Annotated in this window: 19 protein-coding genes and 1 pseudogene; 16 read left to right on the plus strand and 4 right to left on the minus strand. The window is 73.5% G+C overall.

Going from position 1 to position 19,651, the window contains the following annotated elements:
- Positions 1 to 23 precede the first annotated feature (23 nt).
- The 12 genes from F7P10_RS31190 (at position 24) to F7P10_RS31245 (ending at position 11,960) form a co-directional block, all read left to right on the plus strand.
- Entirely contained in the window at positions 24 to 1,871 is a 1,848-nt protein-coding gene (locus F7P10_RS31190; protein ID WP_151014804.1) for a fatty acyl-AMP ligase, read from the plus strand.
- Positions 1,868 to 2,827, plus strand: a complete 960-nt coding sequence (locus tag F7P10_RS31195; RefSeq protein WP_151014807.1) for an acyl-CoA desaturase — start codon at positions 1,868 to 1,870, stop codon at positions 2,825 to 2,827. The genes F7P10_RS31190 and F7P10_RS31195 overlap by 4 nt, the downstream gene beginning before the upstream one ends.
- Positions 2,828 to 2,831: 4 nt before the next feature.
- Positions 2,832 to 3,776: an acyl-CoA desaturase gene (locus F7P10_RS31200; RefSeq protein WP_151014810.1), complete on the plus strand. Its 945-nt coding sequence runs from the start codon at positions 2,832 to 2,834 to the stop codon at positions 3,774 to 3,776.
- 114 nt (positions 3,777 to 3,890) lie between these two features.
- Positions 3,891 to 4,187, plus strand: a complete 297-nt coding sequence (locus tag F7P10_RS31205; protein ID WP_151014813.1) for an acyl carrier protein — start codon at positions 3,891 to 3,893, stop codon at positions 4,185 to 4,187.
- Between the two features lie 22 nt (positions 4,188 to 4,209).
- On the plus strand, positions 4,210 to 5,325 hold the full coding sequence (locus F7P10_RS31210; protein ID WP_151014816.1) for a fatty acid desaturase: 1,116 nt from the start codon (positions 4,210 to 4,212) through the stop codon (positions 5,323 to 5,325).
- Positions 5,322 to 6,191: an alpha/beta fold hydrolase gene (locus F7P10_RS31215; protein ID WP_151014819.1), complete on the plus strand. Its 870-nt coding sequence runs from the start codon at positions 5,322 to 5,324 to the stop codon at positions 6,189 to 6,191. Before F7P10_RS31210 ends, F7P10_RS31215 begins: the two co-directional genes overlap by 4 nt.
- A 47-nt stretch (positions 6,192 to 6,238) precedes the next feature.
- The gene (locus F7P10_RS31220; protein ID WP_151018404.1) at positions 6,239 to 6,400 is read left to right on the plus strand and encodes a rubredoxin; all 162 of its coding nucleotides are present in this window, start codon (positions 6,239 to 6,241) and stop codon (positions 6,398 to 6,400) included.
- Positions 6,397 to 7,629, plus strand: coding sequence for a cytochrome P450 (locus F7P10_RS31225; protein ID WP_151014823.1), 1,233 nt, complete (start codon positions 6,397 to 6,399; stop codon positions 7,627 to 7,629). Before F7P10_RS31220 ends, F7P10_RS31225 begins: the two co-directional genes overlap by 4 nt.
- 67 nt (positions 7,630 to 7,696) lie before the next feature.
- Positions 7,697 to 8,593, plus strand: a complete 897-nt coding sequence (locus F7P10_RS31230) for an alpha/beta fold hydrolase (protein ID WP_218040199.1) — start codon at positions 7,697 to 7,699, stop codon at positions 8,591 to 8,593.
- Positions 8,594 to 8,774: 181 nt separating this feature from the next.
- A complete protein-coding gene (locus tag F7P10_RS31235; protein ID WP_254716117.1) occupies positions 8,775 to 10,208 on the plus strand; it encodes an MFS transporter in 1,434 nt (477 codons plus the stop codon).
- Positions 10,209 to 10,251: 43 nt separating this feature from the next.
- Positions 10,252 to 11,415 (plus strand): thiolase family protein, encoded by a 1,164-nt coding sequence (locus F7P10_RS31240; RefSeq protein ID WP_151014829.1) that lies wholly within the window; start codon positions 10,252 to 10,254, stop codon positions 11,413 to 11,415.
- Between the two features lie 101 nt (positions 11,416 to 11,516).
- Positions 11,517 to 11,960 carry a helix-turn-helix domain-containing protein gene (locus F7P10_RS31245; RefSeq protein ID WP_151014832.1) on the plus strand — a complete coding sequence of 148 codons (444 nt, stop codon included), beginning with the start codon at positions 11,517 to 11,519 and terminating at the stop codon, positions 11,958 to 11,960.
- On the opposite strand, the gene F7P10_RS31250 is transcribed toward F7P10_RS31245, so the two are convergent.
- The 3 genes from F7P10_RS31250 to F7P10_RS31260 form a co-directional block, all read right to left on the minus strand.
- Entirely contained in the window at positions 11,957 to 13,213 is a 1,257-nt protein-coding gene (locus F7P10_RS31250) for an MFS transporter (RefSeq protein ID WP_151014835.1), read from the minus strand. The genes F7P10_RS31245 and F7P10_RS31250 overlap by 4 nt on opposite strands.
- Positions 13,192 to 14,373, minus strand: coding sequence for a glycosyltransferase family 4 protein (locus F7P10_RS31255; RefSeq protein ID WP_151014838.1), 1,182 nt, complete (start codon positions 14,371 to 14,373; stop codon positions 13,192 to 13,194). Before F7P10_RS31255 ends, F7P10_RS31250 begins: the two co-directional genes overlap by 22 nt.
- A gap of 123 nt (positions 14,374 to 14,496) precedes the next feature.
- Positions 14,497 to 15,423 (minus strand): hypothetical protein, encoded by a 927-nt coding sequence (locus F7P10_RS31260; RefSeq protein ID WP_254716118.1) that lies wholly within the window; start codon positions 15,421 to 15,423, stop codon positions 14,497 to 14,499.
- A gap of 44 nt (positions 15,424 to 15,467) precedes the next feature.
- Between F7P10_RS31260 and F7P10_RS31265 the strand changes: the two genes are divergently transcribed.
- Positions 15,468 to 16,301: a 2,3,4,5-tetrahydropyridine-2,6-dicarboxylate N-succinyltransferase gene (locus F7P10_RS31265; protein WP_151014841.1), complete on the plus strand. Its 834-nt coding sequence runs from the start codon at positions 15,468 to 15,470 to the stop codon at positions 16,299 to 16,301.
- Positions 16,302 to 16,360: 59 nt separating this feature from the next.
- Here the strand turns inward: F7P10_RS31265 and F7P10_RS31270 are convergent, their stop codons facing one another.
- Positions 16,361 to 17,080, minus strand: a complete 720-nt coding sequence (locus F7P10_RS31270) for a 4'-phosphopantetheinyl transferase superfamily protein (RefSeq protein WP_254716119.1) — start codon at positions 17,078 to 17,080, stop codon at positions 16,361 to 16,363.
- On the opposite strand from F7P10_RS31270, the gene dapE reads away from it, so the two are divergent.
- The 3 genes and pseudogenes from dapE (at position 17,079) to F7P10_RS31285 (ending at position 19,633) form a co-directional block, all read left to right on the plus strand.
- On the plus strand, positions 17,079 to 18,137 hold the full coding sequence (dapE, locus tag F7P10_RS31275) for a succinyl-diaminopimelate desuccinylase (protein WP_151014844.1): 1,059 nt from the start codon (positions 17,079 to 17,081) through the stop codon (positions 18,135 to 18,137). The genes F7P10_RS31270 and dapE overlap by 2 nt on opposite strands.
- Positions 18,138 to 18,234: 97 nt before the next feature.
- Positions 18,235 to 19,040 (plus strand): annotated as a pseudogene (locus F7P10_RS31280) (TIGR00730 family Rossman fold protein).
- A complete protein-coding gene (locus F7P10_RS31285; RefSeq protein WP_254716120.1) occupies positions 19,037 to 19,633 on the plus strand; it encodes a TIGR00730 family Rossman fold protein in 597 nt (198 codons plus the stop codon). The pseudogene F7P10_RS31280 and the gene F7P10_RS31285 overlap by 4 nt, the downstream one beginning before the upstream one ends.
- The last annotated feature ends 18 nt before the right edge of the window (positions 19,634 to 19,651 follow it).

Here is a 19,651-nt window from a genome sequence, read left to right on the forward strand (position 1 = left end):
CCATCTCTCGACAGGGACGGTAAATGGAGCATTTCACGATTCCATTGCCCGAAATACTGCATCGACGAGCACGAGAACAGGGTGACCGGCTCGCGTTCCGGTTCCTCGCGGACGGGACACCGGAGGGGGCGGTCGACTGGACCTACGGTGACCTGGCACGGAACGCGGCCGTGGTGGCCGCCGAGCTGGCGGGCCCGCGCGCCGAGGGGAACCCGCGGCCCGAGGGAACGCGCGTCCTGCTCGCCGTGGACCCCGGCTTGCACTACGTGGCCTCGCTTTTCGGCATCCTCGCCGCCGGCGCGACCGCCGTCCCGTCCTTCCCGCCCGCCGGCCGGCGGGCCGCGGAACGGTTCCTGGCGATCGTCGCCGACAGCGCGCCGGACACGGTGATCGCGTCCGCGTGGCAGGCCGCCGAGGCGGCCGAGCTGGCGCGCCGGCTCCCCGCCGACCGCCGCCCGCGGCGCTGGATATTCGTGGACGACGCATTTTTCGCGGACGCCGCGGCGGGCCCCGGGGAATTGCCCGCGCTATCCACCGACCCCGCCCTGCTGCAGTACACCTCGGGATCCACCGGTGATCCCAAGGGAATTGTCCTCACCCATGACAATCTGATCAGCAATTGCGAGGTGCTGCAGCGGAACATGGGCCCGGACCCGGCCCGGATCGGGCTGTCGTGGCTGCCGCCGTACCACGACATGGGGCTGATGGGGACCATCATGCTCGCGGTGCACGGCGGGTGGCCGCTGGTCATGATGTCGCCCGTCCACTTCGTGCAGCGGCCCGTCCGGTGGCTGCGCGCGGTGAGCGAGTACGGCGTCACGATCTCCGTCGCCCCGAACTTCGCGTTCGACATGTGCGTCGACGGCGTCTCCGACGACGAGCTCGACGGCCTGGACCTGGGCAGCCTCCGGCAGCTCTACTGCGGTGCCGAACCGGTCCTGAAGGCGACCCTCGACCGGTTCCGCGACCGGTTCGCCCGGCACGGCTACCGGGAGTCCGCGCTGATCCCCTGCTACGGGATGGCGGAGGCGACGCTGTTCGTCTCCGGCAAGCCCGACGGCACGATGATGCGCACCCTCCGCCTCGACAAGGCGGCCCTGGAACGCGGCACCGTGCAGGACGCCCCGGCCGGAGCGGGAGCCGTCGCGAACGTGGTGAGCTGCGGGGCCGTCGCGCACGGGCACGAGGCGCTGATCGTCGACGCGCGCACCCGCCGGCCCCTGCCGGACGGCACGGTCGGGGAGATCTGGGTGCGCGGGCCCAACGTCGCGGCCGGCTACTTCGGGCGGCCGGTGCCGACCGCCGAGACGTTCTCGGCGTCCCCGGCCGGAGCGGACGGCGGCGGCGCGCCCGCGGACGGCGGCCCGGTGGCGGACGCCGACTACCTGCGCACGGGCGACACCGGGTTCCTGCGCGACGGGGAGCTCTACGTGACCGGCCGCCTCAAGGACGTGATCGTCATCGCGGGCCGCAACCTGTACCCGCAGGACATCGAGACGTCCGCGCTGGCGGCGCACGGCGAGCTGCGCCGCGCCGCCGCGTTCCCGGTGCGCCCGTCCGGCGGCGCCGAGTCGCTGGTGGTCGTCGCCGAGCTGCGCCGTGCGGGACGCCGGGACGCGGCGGAGCTCGCGGCGATCCGGGAGGCGGTGATCGCCGCGGTGACCGCCGGGCACGCGGTGCGGCCGTCGGGCGTCCACCTCGGCCCGCCCGGCACGGTGCCGACGACCACGAGCGGGAAGGTGCGGCGCGGCGCGGCCCGCATCGCCTACGAGCGCGGCACCCTCAAGCGGCTCGCGCCCGCCCGGTCCGGCCCGGACGACCGGGCGGCGCCCGCGGCGGCGGACGAGCCGGTCGGGACGGTGTCGCGATGACCGTGGACGCCGTCTCGCGCGGGGGCGCCTCCGCCGCCCCGCCCCCGGGATCGCCGGACGGGGCGGGCACGGGCCCCGACACCGACGCCCAGGCGCGCCGCCTCGCCTACCTCACGGTGTGCGTGCCCGCGGCCGGGTTCGTGGCCGCGCTGCTGTGGTCGTTCCGCTACGGGTTCACGCTCGTGGACGGCCTGCTGCTCGGCGGCATGTACCTGGTGACGGCGCTGGGCGTGGAGGGCGGCCTGCACCGGTTCTTCTCGCACCGGGCGTTCAGCGCCCGTCCCGCCGTGACCGCGCTGTGGGGCGTGGCGGGAAGCATGGCGGCGCAGGGGCCCATCGTGTTCTGGGTGGCGACGCACCGCATCCACCACGCCTTCACCGACACCGACCGCGACCCCCATTCCCCGAAGCCGATCGGCGGCGGGCGCCTCGCGCGGCTGCGCGGGCTGTGGCACGGGCACGCCGGCTGGCTGTTCACCGTCCGGCGCGGGAACTGGAGCAAGCACGTCCCCGACCTGCTCGGCGACCGCACGGTCATGCGGATCAACGAGCTGTACTTCGGCTGGGTGCTGCTCGGGCTGGCGATCCCGGCCGCGCTCGGCGGCCTGCTGACCTGGAGCGTCAGCGGGGCCGTCGGCGGGCTGCTGTGGGGCGGGCTCGCCCGGATCTTCCTGCTCGACCAGGTCACCTGGGGCGTGAACAGCATCGGCCACACGCTGGGGAGCCGCCCGCACCGGACGCGCGACAACAGCCGCAACGTCGCCGCGCTGGCACCCCTGTCGGTCGGCGGGTCGTGGCACAACAACCATCACGCCCGGCCGTCGCTGGCGCACAACCGGCACACGTTCTGGCAGCTCGACGTCACCGGGGCGTTCATCAGCCTGCTGGAGGCCCTGCGCCTGGTCTCCCACGTCCGCCGGCCCCGGCAGGGCAGCCGGGCCGAACCGAGGAGCTAGTTCCATGGCAACCTTGACCGCGCCGCCGGATGCGGCCATCGTCAAGCTCGACCGAGGCAGCGCCCGGATCAAGTGGATCACGGCGTTCGCCATGATGACGCTGCCCGGCCTCGGGACGGCCGCCGCCGCCGTCCTGCTGTGGCAGGGCATGTTCACCGCGACGGACCTGTGGCTGTTCGCCGGGATGTACTTCGTGCACATGTTCGGCATCACGATCGGGTTCCACCGGTACCTCGCGCACAAGGCGTTCAAGACGTCCCGGTTCTTCGAGGGCGTGCTGATGATCGCCGGGTCGATGGGCGGCCAGGGGCCCATCATGTACTGGGTCACCACGCACCGCCGCCACCACCGTTTCAGCGACCGGGACGGCGATCCCCACTCGCCGAACCTGGCGGGGGAGGGGCTCGCGGCCAAGCTGCGGGGCCTGTGGTGGGCGCACATGCCGTGGATGCTCAGCGACGAGAGTTCGAGCTGGCGGTTCTGGGCACCCGACGTCCTGCGGGACCGCCGGCTGTTCTTCTACCACCGGACCTACCAGCTGTGGATGGTCGCCGGGCTGGCCCTGCCCGCCCTGATCGGCTTCGCCGTCGAGGGGACGGCCATGGCCGCGCTGACCGGGTTCGTCTTCGGCGGCCTCGCCCGGATGTTCGTGGCGAACCAGGCGGCCTGGTGCGTCGGGTCCCTCAGCCACATGATCGGCGGACGCCCGTTCGACAACGGCGACCGCAGCGCCAACAACTGGCCCGTCGCCGTCTTCACCTTCGGCGAGGGACTGCAAAACAACCACCACGCCTTCCCCGGTTCCTACCGGCACGCCGTCCGGGCCTGGGAGCCCGACCTCAGCGGCTGGGTGCTGACGGCCCTCGGCCGGCTCCGGGTCGTCCGGGCCTTGCGGCAGCCGGACGCCGCCACGATCGCCGCCCGCCGCGCCCGCGGCCCCCGCTCCTGACCCCGCCCGATCCCGAGCCCGCACGTTCCTGAGCCCGCACGTTCCTGAACACCGCGTATGTCCTCAAGTCCCTGAGCCCGCATGTCCAGCACGTCTCACGGAGAGTGATCGAACATGTTCAAGCGCACCAAGAAGGCGCGGCCGCTCGACGGCCCGCTGAGCGCCGAGTCGCTCCGCGCCTGGCTCATCGAGCACCTGGCGGAACGCGTCGGCGCGGCGCCCGCCGACATCGACACCGGCAAGTCGTTCGAGGCCTACGGGCTGGACTCCCGCGTGGCGGTCCAGGTGTCCGGCGCGCTGGAGAAGATCGTCGAGCGGCGGCTGTCCCCGGGCCTGCTCTACGAGCACCAGACCATCGACGACCTGAGCGCCCACCTCGCCAGCGAGCTGCACCTGGCCGAGCGGGCCTGAGCGCGGAAGGAGACCGGCGACCATGTCCGCCTTCAGTTTCCCGTCCGCCCCCGGAGAGCGGTTCGAGGATTTCCTGCGCAAGTCCGACCAGATCAAGGACGAGCGGCTCGCGGGGGCCATCCCGCGCGAGTACTTCACCCCGCGCGTGGGGCGCGGCCTGCTCGGCTTCGCCGTCAGCTGGGGCCTGTACATCGGCGCGATCGTCGCGATGGCGTTCGCCCCGCACTGGCTGCTGTACCTCCCGCTGCTCGTCGTCGCGGGCCTCGGCGGCTGGGGGCTGCACTGCATCGCGCACGACTGCGGGCACGGGTCGTTCTCGCGGTCCCGCAAACTCAACGTCGCGATCGGGCACGTCTCCCTGCTGCCGCTGATCTACCCGTTCCACGCGTGGCGGCACGTGCACAACCTGCACCACGCCAACACCAACAACCTCGAGCTGGACACCGACTGGAAGCCGATGCCGGCCGCGATGTACGCGCGGATGCCGCTGCGGCAGAGGCTGATCTACCACGGCACCCGAACCTGGGCGTTCTGGGGCGGGACGATCAACTACTGGCGGGAGTCGGGGTTCCGTCCGTCGTTCTTCCCGAAGCGGGAGATGCGGCGCGAGGTGCGGCGCTCGATCGCGTTCGTGGCCGTCGCGTCCGTCCTTTACTTCCCGCCGCTGATCTACTTCACCGGGGTCAAGGGCCTCCTGCTGTACTTCGTCGCGCCGTGGGTGGCCACCCACGCGTGGTTCAGCGCGACGACGCTGATGCACCACAGCGCGTCCGACGTCCCCTACCTGACCTCCGAGCACTGGACGAAGAACGCGGGACGGCTGCTGCTGACGACGGACTACCGCTACCCGCGCTGGCTGCTGTTCCTCACGCACAACATCTCCGTGCACACCGCGCACCACGTCGCCCCTCCCGTCCCCTTCTACAACCTGCCGAAGGCGCAGGAGGCGCTGAAGCGCGCGTATCCGGGCATGGTGCGCGAGCGGGACCTGAAGGCGCGGCACCTGTGGCAGATCATCCGCCGCCTGCACTTCTACGACACCGAGTCGGGCTTCTACACCGACTTCGGCAAGTCGCAGGTCCCGCCCGGGGACGGGGAGCGCCCGCGGGAGCCCGCGACCGTCCGGGCCGCCTCGTGACGGGCCCGCGCGCACCGCTGCCCGTCCGGCGCCTCGGCTACGCGGCGTTCGGCGCGCTCGCCCCGGCGGCGGCGGGGCGGCGCGCGACCGACGCCTTCAGCACCACGCGGGCGCTCGGGCTCCGTCCCGACGACGTCGTCCCGCTGGGCGCCCGGCGCTTCCGGGTGGACGGCGACCCGGACGTCCGCGGCGGCTACGTGTGGGGCGAGGACGGCCCGGTCGCGCTCCTCGTGCACGGCTGGGGCATCGACAGCAGCAGCATGCAGGCGCTCGTCCCGCCGCTGCGGGCGCTCGGGTACCGGGTCGCGACGTTCGACGCGCCCGGGCACGGCGTCGCCGCCGGCTCGCAGGCCACGATGACGCAGTTCACCCGGGCGACCGGGGCGGTGCTGGACGCGCTCGGCGACGTCCGCGCGGTCGTGGCGCACTCGCTCGGCTCCATCGCCGCGGCGGGGGCGCTCGCCGCCCGGCCCGGCGCGCCCGTCCGCTGCCTGGCGCTGCTCGCCCCGACCTGCACGCTGACCGGCGTCCTGGAGCGCTGGGCCCGGTCGGACCTGCGGCTGCGGCGGCCGGTCGTGGCGGAGATCTACCGGGAGCTGCGGCGGCGCAACGGCGTGCCCGTCGGCCACTGGGACGTCGTCGGCCTCGGCGGCGGGCTCGACCTGCCCGCGCTGGTGCTGCACGACCCGCACGACGACGTCGTCCCGTACGCCGAGGCGAGGGAGGTCGCGGCGGGCCTGCGCGGCGCCCGGCTGGAGGACGCGCCGGGCGGGCACTTCGGGATCCTGCTCGACCCCGGCGTGCGGGACCGGGTCGCGGCGTTCGTCACCCGGCACGCGAGCACCGGTGAGGAGGTGATCCGGTGAGGAGCGGCGACACGACCGCGGCGGGGACGGCCCGCGCACGGGCGTGGATGTGCCTGGTCTGCGGGTTCGTCTACCGCGAGGACGAGGGCCTGCCCGAGGAGGGCATCGCGCCCGGCACGTCCTGGGACGACATCCCCGACGACTGGTCGTGCCCCGATTGCGGCGTGAGCAAGGAGGACTTCGTGATGGCCCCCATGGACTGGGAGTGAGCACAGTGCAGACCCTCGCCGATCCCGCGGACGTGATGCTGCGGCTGCTGGCACCCGAAGGAAAGCAGAACCCCTACCCGCTGTACGAGGAGATGCGCGCGCACGGGCCGCTGGTCGACCTGAACGGCGCGCACGTGTTCGCCACCGGCTACGCCGAATGCGCGCGGGCGCTGCGCGAGCCCGCGATGCTGTCCACCGACGCCGCCGTCCAGGACCGGAAGATGCCGGGCTGGCGGGAGCACTCGTCGTGGCGGTGGCTCACCCGGAACATGCTGTTCGCCAACGACCCCGACCACGAGCGGTACCGGCGGTTCTTCGGCAACGCGTTCGCCGCCCGCAGCGTCGAGGCGTACCGGCCGCTGGTGGAGCGGCTCGCGGCCGAGGCCGTCGAGCACGTCGCCGTGCTCGGCGCGGGCTGCGCCTCCGTCGACCTGGTCCCCGAGTTCTCCTTCCGGTTCGCGGCGGACGTCATCGGCGAGCTGCTCGGCATCCCGGCGGACGACCGCAGGCGGATGCGCGGGATCATCGGCGACATCACCACCGCGCTCGACCCCATCGGCGACCTGTCCGAGCTCGACCGCGGGGACGGCGGCATGGACCGGCTCGCCGAGTACACCGCCGAACTCGTCGCGCAGCGGCGCGCCGCACCCGGCACGGACCTGACCAGCGCGTTCGTCCGCGCCCGGGACGAGGGCGGCGAGCTCACCGAGGAGGAGCTGATCGCCAACCTCATGCTGCTCACGGTCGCCGCGACCGAGGCGCCGCAGGACCTGCTGAGCAACATGGTGCGGCTCGCGCTGGAGCATCCCGCGCACGGGGCGCGGCTCCGCGACGACCCGTCCGCGGCGCCCGGCTTCGTGGACGAGACGCTCCGCTACGACCCGGCCGTGCAGGCGCTCAACCGGGTCGCCGCCCACGACATGGACTACTTCGGCATGAAGATCGCCAAGGGCACCCCGGTGACGCTGCTGATCGCCGCGGCGAACCGGGACCCGCGGCGCTTCCCCGACCCAGCCGTGTTCGACCCGTCCCGCTCCGGGGACCAGCCGCTCACGCTCAGCGGCGGCGGGCACTACTGCCTCGGCGCCGCCCTGGCGCGGATGTCGGCGGAGACCGTCGTGCCGATGCTGCTGCGCCGGTTCCCCGCCCTGGAGCTCGCCGGCACCCCGACGTTCCGCGACCAGCTCGTGCAGCGGGGGCACGCGACGCTCCCGGTCGTCACCGGGTGAGCGCATCGCGCCGCACCGCACCGCACGCACGTCACCGTTCTGCTCGCTCCCAGTGGAAGGAAGTCTGATGACCGGTATCAGGGACGGGATGAGCGACGCCGAACTCGCGGCGTCCCTCGGATCCGGATTCACCAGTGAGCACGCCGAGGTCAACGGGGTCCGGCTGCACTACGTGGCCGGCGGGACGGGCTCCCCGCTGGTGCTGCTGCCGGGCTGGCCGGAGACCTGGTGGGAGTACCGCAAGGTCATGCCGGCCCTGGCCGAGCGCCACCGGGTGATCGCCGTCGACATCCGCGGGATGGGCGGTTCGAGCCGTCCCGAGGCGGGCTACGAGAAGAAGGCGATGGCGCGGGACGTGCTGGAGCTGTGCCGGCATCTCGGCCACGAGCGGGTCGCGATCGCCGGGCACGGGATCGGCTCCATGGTCGCGTTCGCGTTCGCGGCGTGCCATCCGGAGGCGTGCGACCGGCTCGTCATGATCAACACCACCCACATCGACGAGTCCTACCTCGAGTTCCGGATCATGCCGCGGCCCGGCGAGCCCGGCCCGTACCGGTGGTGGCTGGGCTTCAACCTGGTGCCCGACTTCCCGGAGGCCGTGCTGGAGGGCCGCTACCGGCACATGATCGACTACATGTTCGGGCTGAGCCTGATCGACCCGGAGGCGATCCCGGAGCGGGACCGCGAGGTGTACGCGCGCGCCTACGACTCGGCGGACGCGATCCGGGCCAGCAAGAAGTGGTTCCAGGCGTACCAGCAGGACATCGCGGACTTCTACTCCTACGACAAGATCACGGTGCCCGTCCTCGGGCTCGCCTACGGCCCCTTCTACGCGTACATGCGCGAGAAGCTCCCGCAGCAGGGCGTCGACGTCCGCGTCGTCGAGATCGAGGGGAGCCGCAACTACCTCGTCGAGGAGCAGCCGCAGGCCGTCATCAAGGCCCTCGAGGAGTTCCTGGACTGAGCCCGGACGGGCGGGACGCGCACCGCACCGGGCTCGGCGCCCCGGTGGCCCGGGGGAGACCCCTCCGGGCCACCGGGGCGCTGTGATGTGCGTCTCCGAACAGGTGGGTTGTGTTTTCCAACTCACCGTTGTTACGGTCGCGTCACCATCGCGAACCGCCCGCCGAACCCCGGAGGAAACCGTGAGTCCCTCAGATGCGCAGACCGCGAGCTCGGTCGCGCCCGGCGAGCCGGGCCGCGGGCCCGGCGGCGGACCGGGACGGGCGGCGCCGTTCGGCGCCGTCTTCGCGATCGTCGCGGCCGGGGTCGCGATGTCCAACCTCGACCTGTTCATCGTCAACGTGGCGCTGCCGCAGGTCGGGGACCACTTCCCGGGCGCCTCGCTGGCGTCCCTGTCGTGGATCCTGAACGCCTACGCCGTCGTCTTCGCGGCGCTGCTGGTGCCCGCCGGCGGCCTCGCCGACCGGGCCGGCGCCAAGCGCGCCTACCTGCTCGGCATCGCGGTCTTCACCGTCGCGTCGGTCGCGTGCGCGCTGGCCCCCGGCGTGTGGTGGCTGGTGGCGGCGCGCGTGCTGCAGGCGGCGGGCGCGGCGGCGCTCATCCCCTCGTCACTGGGGCTGCTGCTCGCGGCGGCGCCCCCGGAACGGCGCATGGCCGCCGTCCGGGGCTGGACGGCGATCAGCGGCCTCGCCGCCGCGCTCGGCCCCGTCATCGGCGGGCTGCTCACCGAGCTCGACTGGCGATGGGTGTTCCTCGTCAACGTGCCGATCGGCGCCGCCGCGATCATCGCCGGGGCGCGGCTGCTGCCCGGCGCGCCCGCCCGCCCGGACGCGCGGCGACCCGACCTGCTCGGCGCCGCCCTGCTCACGGCCGGGATCGCGCTCCTCGCCCTCGGCGTCGTCCGCAGCGAGGCGTGGGGCTGGGCGTCGGTGCAGGTCATCGGGGTGCTGGCCGCGGCGGTCGTGGTTCTCGCCGGGTTCGTCCTGCGGTCCGCGCGGCACCCCGCGCCGGTGCTCCCGCTGGACGTGCTGCGCGCCCCCGCGTTCAGTCCCGCCTCGCTCGCCAACATCCTGTTCGCGGTCGCGTTCGCGGCGATGCTGCTGTCCTGCGTGCTGTGGTGCCAGGACGTCTGGCAGTGGTCGGCGCTGCGCACCGGCCTGGCCATCACCCCCGGCCCGCTCATGGTCCCGGCGCTCGCGATCGGCGGCGCGCCCCTCGCCCGCAAGATCGGCGCCGGGCCGCTCGCCCTCGCGGGCTGCGCGGTGTTCGCCGCCGGCATCGCCTGGTGGATCTGGCGGATGGCCGACGGCTACCTCCTCGGCATGCTGCCCGGCATGCTGCTCACCGGCGTCGGGGTCGGCCTGACGCTGCCCACGCTGATCGGCGCGGCCGTCGCCGCGCTGCCGCCGCAGAGCTTCTCCACCGGCTCGGCCGTCGTGACCATGGCCCGCCAGGTCGGGACGGTCGTCGGCGTCGCCGCGCTGATCGCCGTGCTGGGCGGCGGCGAGGCCGCGCGCTCCGCCGCCGACTTCGACGCCGGCTGGGTGCTGACGATCGCCGCGACGGCCGCCGCGGCGGCGGCATGCCTGTTCATCCCCCGCGCGCGCCCGCGCTGACCCACGTTCCCCCCAAGCGAAAGCTCATCCCGAGGAGGTTGTCATGCGAGACGCGGTGATCGTCGAAGCCGTCCGTACCCCGGTCGGAAAGGGCAAACCGGGCGGTGCGCTGCACGGTGAGCACTCGGTGGACCTGCTGGCCCGCACGCTGCAGAGCCTGATCGAGCGGTCCGGCATCGATCCGGCGACGGTGGACGACGTCGTCGGCGGCATCGTCAGCCAGGTGGGCGACCAGGCGGTCAACGCCACCCGGTCCGCCGTCCTCGCCGCCGGGTTCCCCGAGAGCGTGCCCGCCACGACGGTGGACCGGCAGTGCGGCTCGTCCCAGCAGGCCGCGCACTTCGCCGCCCAGGGCGTGATCAGCGGCGCGTACGACGTCGCGATCGCGTGCGGCGTCGAGTCGATGTCGCGCGTCCCGATGGGGTCGAGCGTGCTGCCCGGCAGCGACCCGTTCGGGCCGCAGATGGCCGCCCGCTACCCGGACGGGCTGGTCGGGCAGGGCATCAGCGCAGAGCTGATCACTTCCCGCTGGAAGCTGACGCGCGCCGACCTGGACGAGTTCGCCGTGCGGTCGCACGCGCGCGCGTCCGCCGCGTGGGACGCCGGCGAGTTCGACCGGGAGGTCGCCTGGACGGGGATGCGGGACGAGTCCGTCCGGCCGGGCACGTCCATGGAGGTGCTGTCGGGGCTGAAGCCCGCCTACTACCGCGACGACTACGCCGAGCGGTTCCCCGAGATCGGCTGGAGCATCACCGCCGGGAACGCCTCGCCGGTCAACGACGGCGCCGCCGCCCTGCTCATCATGACCTCCGAGACGGCACGCAAGCTCGGGCTGCGCCCGCGCGCCCGCTTCCACTCCTTCTCGGTCGCCGGCGCCGACCCGCTGCTCATGCTGACCGCGATCATCCCCGCGACCGAGAAGGTCCTCGCCCGCGCCGGGCTGTCCATCGACGACATCGACCTGTTCGAGGTGAACGAGGCGTTCGCGCCCGTCGTGCTCGCGTGGCGGCACGACACCGGCGCCGACCTGGAGAAGGTCAACGTCCGGGGCGGCGCCATCGCCCTCGGGCACCCCCTCGGCGCCAGCGGCGCCCGCCTGATGACGACCCTCGTGCACGCCCTGGAGGACCGCGGCGCCCGCTACGGCCTGCAGACGATGTGCGAGGCGGGCGGCCTGGCCAACGCCGTGATCATCGAGCGTCTCTGACCCGCCCCCCGCACCCCGGTTCGGGCCGTCCGCACTCCACGGTGGCGCACGGGCGGCCCGAACCGGTCGGAAAACCCAACCGACCCGCCTAAGCTGGAGTGATGGGCAAGGACGCCGTCCCTCGGGAATGCTCGGTCGCCGACGCGCTGCAGGTCGTCGGCGAGCGCTGGACGCTGCTGGTCATCCGCGAGCTGGTGTACGGCGTGCGGCGGTTCGACGGGATCGTCCGCAACACCGGCGCCGCCCGCGACATCCTGACGACCCGCCTCCGCAAGCTGGAGGACGCGGGCATCGTGCGGCGGGAGCCCTACAGCTCCCGCCCCGTCCGCTACGAGTACCGCCTGACGTCCAAGGGCTGGGAGCTGAGCGACGTCCTGTCGGTCCTGATGAAATGGGGCGACCGGCACCTCAACCCCGACGATCCGCCGGTCCGCTGGATCCACACCTGCGGCGAGCGCCTCGAACCCCAGGTCGTCTGCACGCACTGCGGACGTCCCGCGCTGGAGGGCGGCCACCCCACCGGCCGCGGCGCCCGGACCGCCTAACGGGCGCCCCTGGGCTCGCGGACCAGGAGGGTGCCCGCGAGCACCACCAGCCCCGACATCGTCAGGACGAACTGGGCCGGGGCCATCCCGAACGGCGTGGCGTCCGCGCCGTCCAGCAGGTCGGCCGCCGCGCCCGACAGCAGCGCCGCGAGCGCGAGCCCGAACCGCAGCGTGGCGTGGAAGGCGGTGAGCGCGAGGTTGCGGTCCCCGCCGCCGAGGCGTTCCTGCAGGTAGGTGATGCCGCCGACGAGCGCGCTCGTCGCCCCGGCGCCGAACAGGACCGCCCCGATGAACGACCAGGCCGGCGACGCGAGCCCGCCCATCAGCGCGATCACCACGCCCTGCACGACCGTCCCGGTCCGGATCTGCGACAGCAGGTCCCAGCCCTTGCGGTGGACGAGCAGGAGCCCGATCAGGGCGCCGACCCCGAACAGCACCACCAGCGCGCCGAACCCGACCGCGCCCGCCCCCAGGACGTTGCGGACGAACACGACACCGAGCGAGAACAGCGCGCCGAGGCCGAGGGCGATGACGGCGACGGCCGGGATCACGCCCCGCACGGTCGGCAGCCGCAGCGCCGCGAAGAACCCCCGCTGCGTCTCGGTCTCCTTCTCGGCCGCGCGCCGCTCGTGCGGGCCGGGGCCGAGGTCGGGGATGGCGCGGACGGCCACGTAGGACACCAGGTAGGTCAGCGCGTTCAGCCAGAACACCACCACGTACCGCCAGTGCCCCTCCCAGCCCGCCTGGTTCGACGCCCACAGGATCAGCCCGAACGCGCCCGCGCCGACCGGGATCATGCCGTACGAGGTCGCCATCGTGATGCCGTTCGCGACCTCCAGCGTGCTCGTGTCGTGCTCGTCCTCGTCGTCCTCGATGAGGAACGGCACGGCGGCGTCCCGGGCGGGCAGGAAGATCAGGCCCACGACCTCGATGAGGAACGCCCAGAAGTACACCCACCACAGGAACGGCAGCAGCGGCAGCGTCACCGCCATCCCCGCCCTGATCAGGTCGGACTTGAGCATCACGCTGCGGCGCCGCCACCGGGTCACCACCCGGGCGGCGAGCGGGGCGCCCAGCGCCGACGGCAGCAGGCGCAGCACCAGCACGCCGCCGACGGCCGTCGTGGAGCCGGAGATCTCCAGGACGAAGTACATCAGCGCGAGGGTGCCCATCCAGTCGCCGAAGGACGAGACGGCCTGCCCGACGATGAGCAGCCGGAAGTCCCGGCGGTTCAGCCGATCCTTGAGTCCCATGCGGGCTCCGTCCCCGGTCCGTGGCGCCCCTTCGCATCATGCGCGTCCGGGGCGGATCCGCGCAGCAGGGCGGCGAGGCGCGCGGCGGCGCCGTCCCAGCTCCAGGTGTCGCGGGTCCAGCGGCGCCCCGCGGCGCCCATCGCGCGGGCCCGTCCGGGATCGGCCAGCAGCCGGTGCAGGGCGAGCGCCGGCTCGTCGGGGCCGGACGCGTCGACGAGCAGGCCCGTCCGCCCGTCCACGAGGGACTCGGGGCTGCCGCCCGACCGGCCGACGATCACCGGGAGCCCGGACGCGGACGCCTCCAGCGTCGACAGCCCGAGCCCCTCGACCTGGAGCCCGCGACGGTTGTCCCGGCACGGGAGCGCGAACACGTCGGCGGCCGCGTAGTAGAGCGGCAGGTCGGCGTCGGAGACGGGGCCGGTGACGGTGACGGCGCCGGGCGCCGTCCGGTCCCCGAGTTCGGTGAGGCGCCGCCGCATCGGACCGTCCCCGACGATGACGAGCCGCGCGTCCGGGTACCGCCGCAGCACGTCCGCCCACGCCCTGATCAGCATGTCGTGGCCCTTGCGGCGGACGAGCCGCGCGACGCTGAGCACGACGGGACCGGACCCGAGCGCGTGCCGCCGCCGGATCTCCGCGCCGTCCAGGCCCGGCCGGAACCGGTCGGTGTCCACGGCCCCCGCGAGCCGCACGAGCCGGGTGCGGTCGCCCAGCGCGTCCTCCAGCTCGGGCAGCGTGGACGCGCACAGGTGCGTGAGCGCGTCGAACGACCCGGCCACCGCGTGCAGCGCCCGCCGCGTCGGCACGGCCCGGAACCAGCCCAGCTCCTGCCCGTGCGTCGACCCGATCAGCCGCCGCACCCCCGCCGCCCGGACGAGCGGCGCGTACATCGCGAACGGGGCGGCGGCGGGAATCCACCCGGCCTCGATCCGGTGCCGCGCGACGAGCCGGCGCAGCCCGCGGAACAGCAGGTAGCCGCGCCGCCGGACGACCGGGAACGGCAGCGCCGCGTCGAACTCCGCGGCCCCCCGCCACGCGGGCGCCACCACGAGCAGCCGGTCGGCGGGCAACCGCCGCGCCAGCTCCCACGTGAACGTCTGCACCCCGCCGGGCTCCGGGGGGAAGTGCCCGGTCAGCACCAGGGTCCGCGGGATGTCCATGCGGACACGCTTCCCGCGCAGCGCCGCGCCATGCACGCACCGCGCCGCCCCGGCGACCGAGCGTGATGCCCGCCCCGGTGCGGCCGGTGACCTGGAGACGCCGCGCGGTGGTTCGGGGCGCGGTCAGCCGATGATCACGCGGTCCTTCGGGGCCTTCGGGTCGGGCGTCCAGCCGTCGTGGCCCGCGTCGGCGCGCCAGACCTCGCCCGCGTGCCGCACCTCGGTCAGCCCGTACGCGTGCGCGTGCGTCACCGCCCACGCGGCGACCGCCCAGCCCATCCGCTCGCCCGGCACCAGCACCGCCGTCCACCGGGCGGCCGGGTCCGGTGGTGCCGCCGCGCCGCCGCCCGCGGCGCGCGGGCCGTCCACCTTCAGGCCGCCGCCGAACGCCCGCCGCATCTCGCGGACCGCCTCGGCGCGGCGCGGCTCGGTCCGCTGGTCCGGCGGGAACCAGCAGCGCGCCGCGGCCGGCTCCCGACCGGTGAACGCCGCCGCCAGCAGCTCGCCGTCCGGCTCGTGCTGGGCGTACAGCTCGCCGTCGGCGCTGCGCTGCACCGCCTGCGCGGAGACGTGCAGGTCCTTGTCGAGGTAGTCCTTGACCTGGACGAGCCCGTCGAAGAACTTGCTCGTCGACACGACCGGGTCGCGGAGCTGCTCCGGGGTGCCCCAGCCCTGCGAGGGGCGCTGCTGGAACATGCCCACCGAGTCGCGGTCGCCGCCCGCGAGGTTGCGCAGGTGCGACTCCTGGATCGCGGTCGCGTACGCGATCACCACGGCCCGCTCCGGCAACTCCTTGCGGAACGCCACCGCCGCGATCGTGGCCGAGTTCGCGCCCTGCTCCAGGCTCAGCGACATCTTCCCCGCGCCGGCGCCCACCTCGCAGCCCGTCCCGTGCAGGTACGGGCGCGTCCACTGGTACGTCGCGTACCCGCCGACGCCGAGCAGCACGACGAAGACGGACGTGATGATCGCCCAGCGCTTACGGCGCCGGGGCGCACCACGCTCCGGCCCCTGCTCCGGCCGCGACTTCGACCTCGCCCATACAGCCACGCGAAGACCGTACCGGGAACCGGCCACCAGTAAGCTCAGTCAACATGACCGAAACGTTCACCAGCCCGATCTCCCACGTCATCGACGACTTGTGGGAGCGGCGCGCCGACCTCACGCCGGACGACGCCGACGCGCGCGCCGCGATCACCGCGGCCGTCGACCAGCTCGACGCCGGGGAGGCCCGCGTCGCCTTCATCGACCCCGCGACCGACGAGGTCGTCGTGGACGAACGGGCGAAGCGGTCGATCCTGCTCAGCTTCAAGGTGCTCGGCATGGTGCGTTCGCAGGTCGGCGACTTCCAGTACCACGACCGCATCCCGCTCAAGAGCCGCCTCGACGGCGTCCGGGTCGTGCCGGGCGCGATCGCCCGGTGGGGCGCCTACCTCGCGCCGGGCGTCGTCCTGATGCCGTCCTTCACCAACTTCGGCGCCTACGTCGACTCCGGCACCATGGTCGACACCTGGGCGACCGTCGGGTCGTGCGCGCAGATCGGCAAGAACGTGCACCTGTCCGGCGGTGTCGGCATCGGCGGCGTGCTGGAGCCGCCGAACGCCAAGCCCGTCATCGTCGAGGACGAGGCCATGATCGGCAGCCGCTCGATGATCGTCGAGGGTGCCCGCGTCGGCAAGGGCGCGGTCGTGGGCTCGGGCACGAACCTGTCGGCGTCCATGCCCGTCATCGACGTCGAGACCGGCGAGGAGATCAGCCGCGGCCGCATCCCCGACTGGTGCGTCGCCGTCGGCGGCACCCGCACCAAGGAGTTCAAGGGCGGCACGTACGGCCTGCCCGCCGTGCTCATCCTCAAGCGGCTCGAAGAGGGCCAGCGGCACGACAAGGCGGAACTGAACGACATCCTCCGCGACCACGGCCTCGGCTGAACCACCCGGATACTCCCCGTTCCTCGAACGCCTCCAGGGAACGGGGAGGCCGATCAACGTCAGGGGCCGGGGTTCTCGGTGACCTTCAGCGGGGCGGCGGTGAGGACGGCCAGGGCGGCGGCGTAGCCGGCGCCCGGGGTCAGGTCGGCCAGCCGGACGGGCGCCACCGCCGCGTCTCCCTCCCAGGACAGGACCTCGGGGGCCGTGCCGGGCGCGGAGAGGCGCAGGTCGGTCATGGGGGCCGCCAGGCCGTGCCCGGTGGCCTTCAGGACGGCCTCCTTGCGGCTCCAGTAGACGTGGAAGGCGCGGCGCCGCTCCTCGAGGGGGAGGGCCGCGAAGTCCTCCCGCTCCGGTGCGGCCAGCACCATCTCCGCGAGCCGGTCGATGTCGCGGTCGCTCTCCCGCTCGACGTCCACGCCGATCCGGACGCCCTCGGCGACGGCGAGCACGACGCGGTCGCCGGAGTGCGAGAGCGAGAAGTCGACGTCGTGTCCGGGGAGCCGGGGCTTGCCGTGGTCGGCGCCGCAGTGCGGGCACTCGGTGGTGAACGCGATCGCGTCCGGGGACAGGCCGGTGCGGGCGGCGAGCGCGGTGCGGGCGAGGAAGCGGCCGGTCACGAACCGGGCCTTGTCCTCGGGACGGAGGAAGCGGTCGTAGCGGGTGCGTTCGGCGGCGTGCAGAAGGTCGCGCATGTGCGGTTCGTCGGCGGGGGCCGACCACTGCACCTCGATGGGCGTCTCCACGACGATGATCCTATGCCGCGTACGCTTGTCGCTCATGCGGCTTGATCTGTTCTCGGACGTGACGGACCTGACGGCGGCGATCGTCGACATCGAGTCGGTGAGCGGTGCGGAGGGGCCGCTCGCGGACGCGGTCGAGGAAGCGCTGCGGGCGCTGCCGCACCTCGCGGTCGAGCGGACCGGGCACAACGTCGTCGCCCGCACGGAGCTCGGGCATGCGGAACGGGTCGTCCTGGCCGGGCATCTCGACACCGTGCCGCTGAACGGGAACCTGCCGTCGCGCGTCGAGGGCGACCGGCTGTACGGGTGCGGCACGACCGACATGAAGAGCGGTGTCGCGGTGGCGCTCCGGCTCGCGGCGACCGTGCCGGAGCCGACGCGGGACGTCACGTTCGTGTTCTACGAGTGCGAGGAGATCGAGGCGGAGCGCAACGGGCTGCGGCGGCTCGCCGCCGAACGTCCCGAACTGCTCGCCGGTGACTTCGCCGTCCTGATGGAGCCGACGGGCGCGCTCATCGAGGGCGGGTGCCAGGGCACCATCCGGGTGGAGGTCACGGCCACGGGGGAGAGGGCCCACAGCGCGCGCGCTTGGATGGGGTCCAACGCGATCCACTCCGCCGGACGCATCCTGGACGTCCTGCGCGCGTACGAGCCGACGCGTCCGGTCGTGGACGGGCTCGAGTACCACGAGGGGCTGAACGCGGTGTTCGTCCGGGGCGGCGTCGCGGGGAACGTGATCCCGGACGAGTGCGTCGTCACCGTGAACTACCGGTTCGCGCCCGACAAGTCGCTCGATGAGGCGGAACGGTACCTCCGGCGAATCTTCGACGGCTTCGCGGTGAAGGTCACGGACGCGTCGCCCGCCGCGCGCCCCGGCCTGACGCACCCGGCGGCGGACGCGTTCGTCCGGGCGGCGGGCGCGGAGGTGCGGGCCAAGCTCGGCTGGACGGACGTCGCGCGGTTCGCGGAACTCGGCGTTCCGGCCGTCAACTACGGGCCGGGGGAGCCGACGCTCGCGCACACCAAGGACGAGTACGTCGAGATCCCGCTGATCGGCGACTGCGAGCACCGGATGCGCGCCTGGCTGACCGCCTGAACGGTCACGCCCGCATGCCCCGTCACTTCCCGGTGAAGGTCCGCCGAACGCGGAAACGGGGAGGTGGACGGGCCCGGCGCGCCGTTACGGTGGGGCAATGACATCCGAAGACACGCGCCGATCCCGGCGGCAGGGGCCCGCCATGCTGCGCGGGCGCGCCGTCCCGCCGACGACCACCGACCAGCGGCTGCTCGACGCGCGCGGCCCGGCCGACTGGGTGCACGCCGACCCGTGGCGGGTGCTGCGCATCCAGGCGGAGTTCGTGGAGGGCTTCGGGCTGCTGGCGGAACTGCCGAAGGCGGTCAGCGTCTTCGGCAGCGCCCGCACGAAGCCGGGGACGCCCGAGTACGACATGGCCGTCGACATCGGCGCCCGGCTGCACGACGCCGGGTACGCGGTGATCACCGGGGGCGGACCGGGGATCATGGAGGCGGCCAACAAGGGCTGCGACGAGAACGGCGGACTGTCGGTCGGGCTCGGCATCGAGCTGCCCTTCGAGCAGAAGCTGAACGACCACGTCGACATCGGCCTGGAGTTCCGGTACTTCTTCGTCCGCAAGACGATGTTCGTGAAGTACTCGCAGGCGTTCGTCGTCCTCCCGGGCGGGTTCGGCACGCTCGACGAGCTGTTCGAGGCGATCACGCTCGTCCAGACCAAGAAGATCACCCGCTTCCCGATCGTCCTCGTCGGCACCGAGTTCTGGGGCGGCCTCCTCGACTGGATCCGCGCCACGATGCTGCCGTCCGCGAAGATCTCCCCCAGGACCTCGACCTCATCCACCTCACCGACGACCCCGACGAGGTCGTCAAGGTGGTCGTGGACGCGCACATCGAGCAGGAGCGGCTGCTGCAGGAGCAGGCGGCGGTGGACGAGGCCGCGGAGCGGGGAGTGGACGGCACGTGAGCGACTCCCTCGCGGTCTGCGTGTTCTGCGCGTCCAGCAGCAAGATCGACCCCCGTTTCCTCGACCTGGCGGCCGAGGCCGGCGCCGAGCTGGCGCGGCGCGGCCACAGCCTGGTCAGCGGCGGCGCCCAGGTGTCGTGCATGGGCGCCGTGGCGCGCGCGGCCCGCGCCGGCGGCGCCCGCAGCGTCGGCGTCATCCCCGAGAACCTCGTCGACCTGGAGGTCGCCGACGAGGACAACGACGAGCTGATCGTCACCCCCGACATGCGCGCCCGCAAGGGCGAGATGGACCGCCGCAGCGACGCGTTCCTCGTCCTGCCGGGCGGCATCGGGACGCTCGAGGAGCTGTTCGAGATCTGGACGGCCCGCACCCTCGGCATGCACGACAAGCCCATCGTCATCCTCGACCCCGTCGGCGTCTACGAGCCGCTGCGCGAGCTGATGAAGGGCCTCGCGGAACACGGCTTCACCCGTCCGAAGGCGTTCGACGCGGTCAGCTGGGCCGGGACCGTCCCCGAGGCCTTCGACCTGCTCGAACGTTCCCAGGTACGGATCGAGGCCACCCCGGAGGACTACGCCGAGGCCGAGCTGTAGGAGCGGTCGGCCCGCGGG

The organism is Actinomadura sp. WMMB 499 (assembly GCF_008824145.1).
Taxonomy (GTDB): Bacteria; Actinomycetota; Actinomycetes; order Streptosporangiales; family Streptosporangiaceae; genus Spirillospora.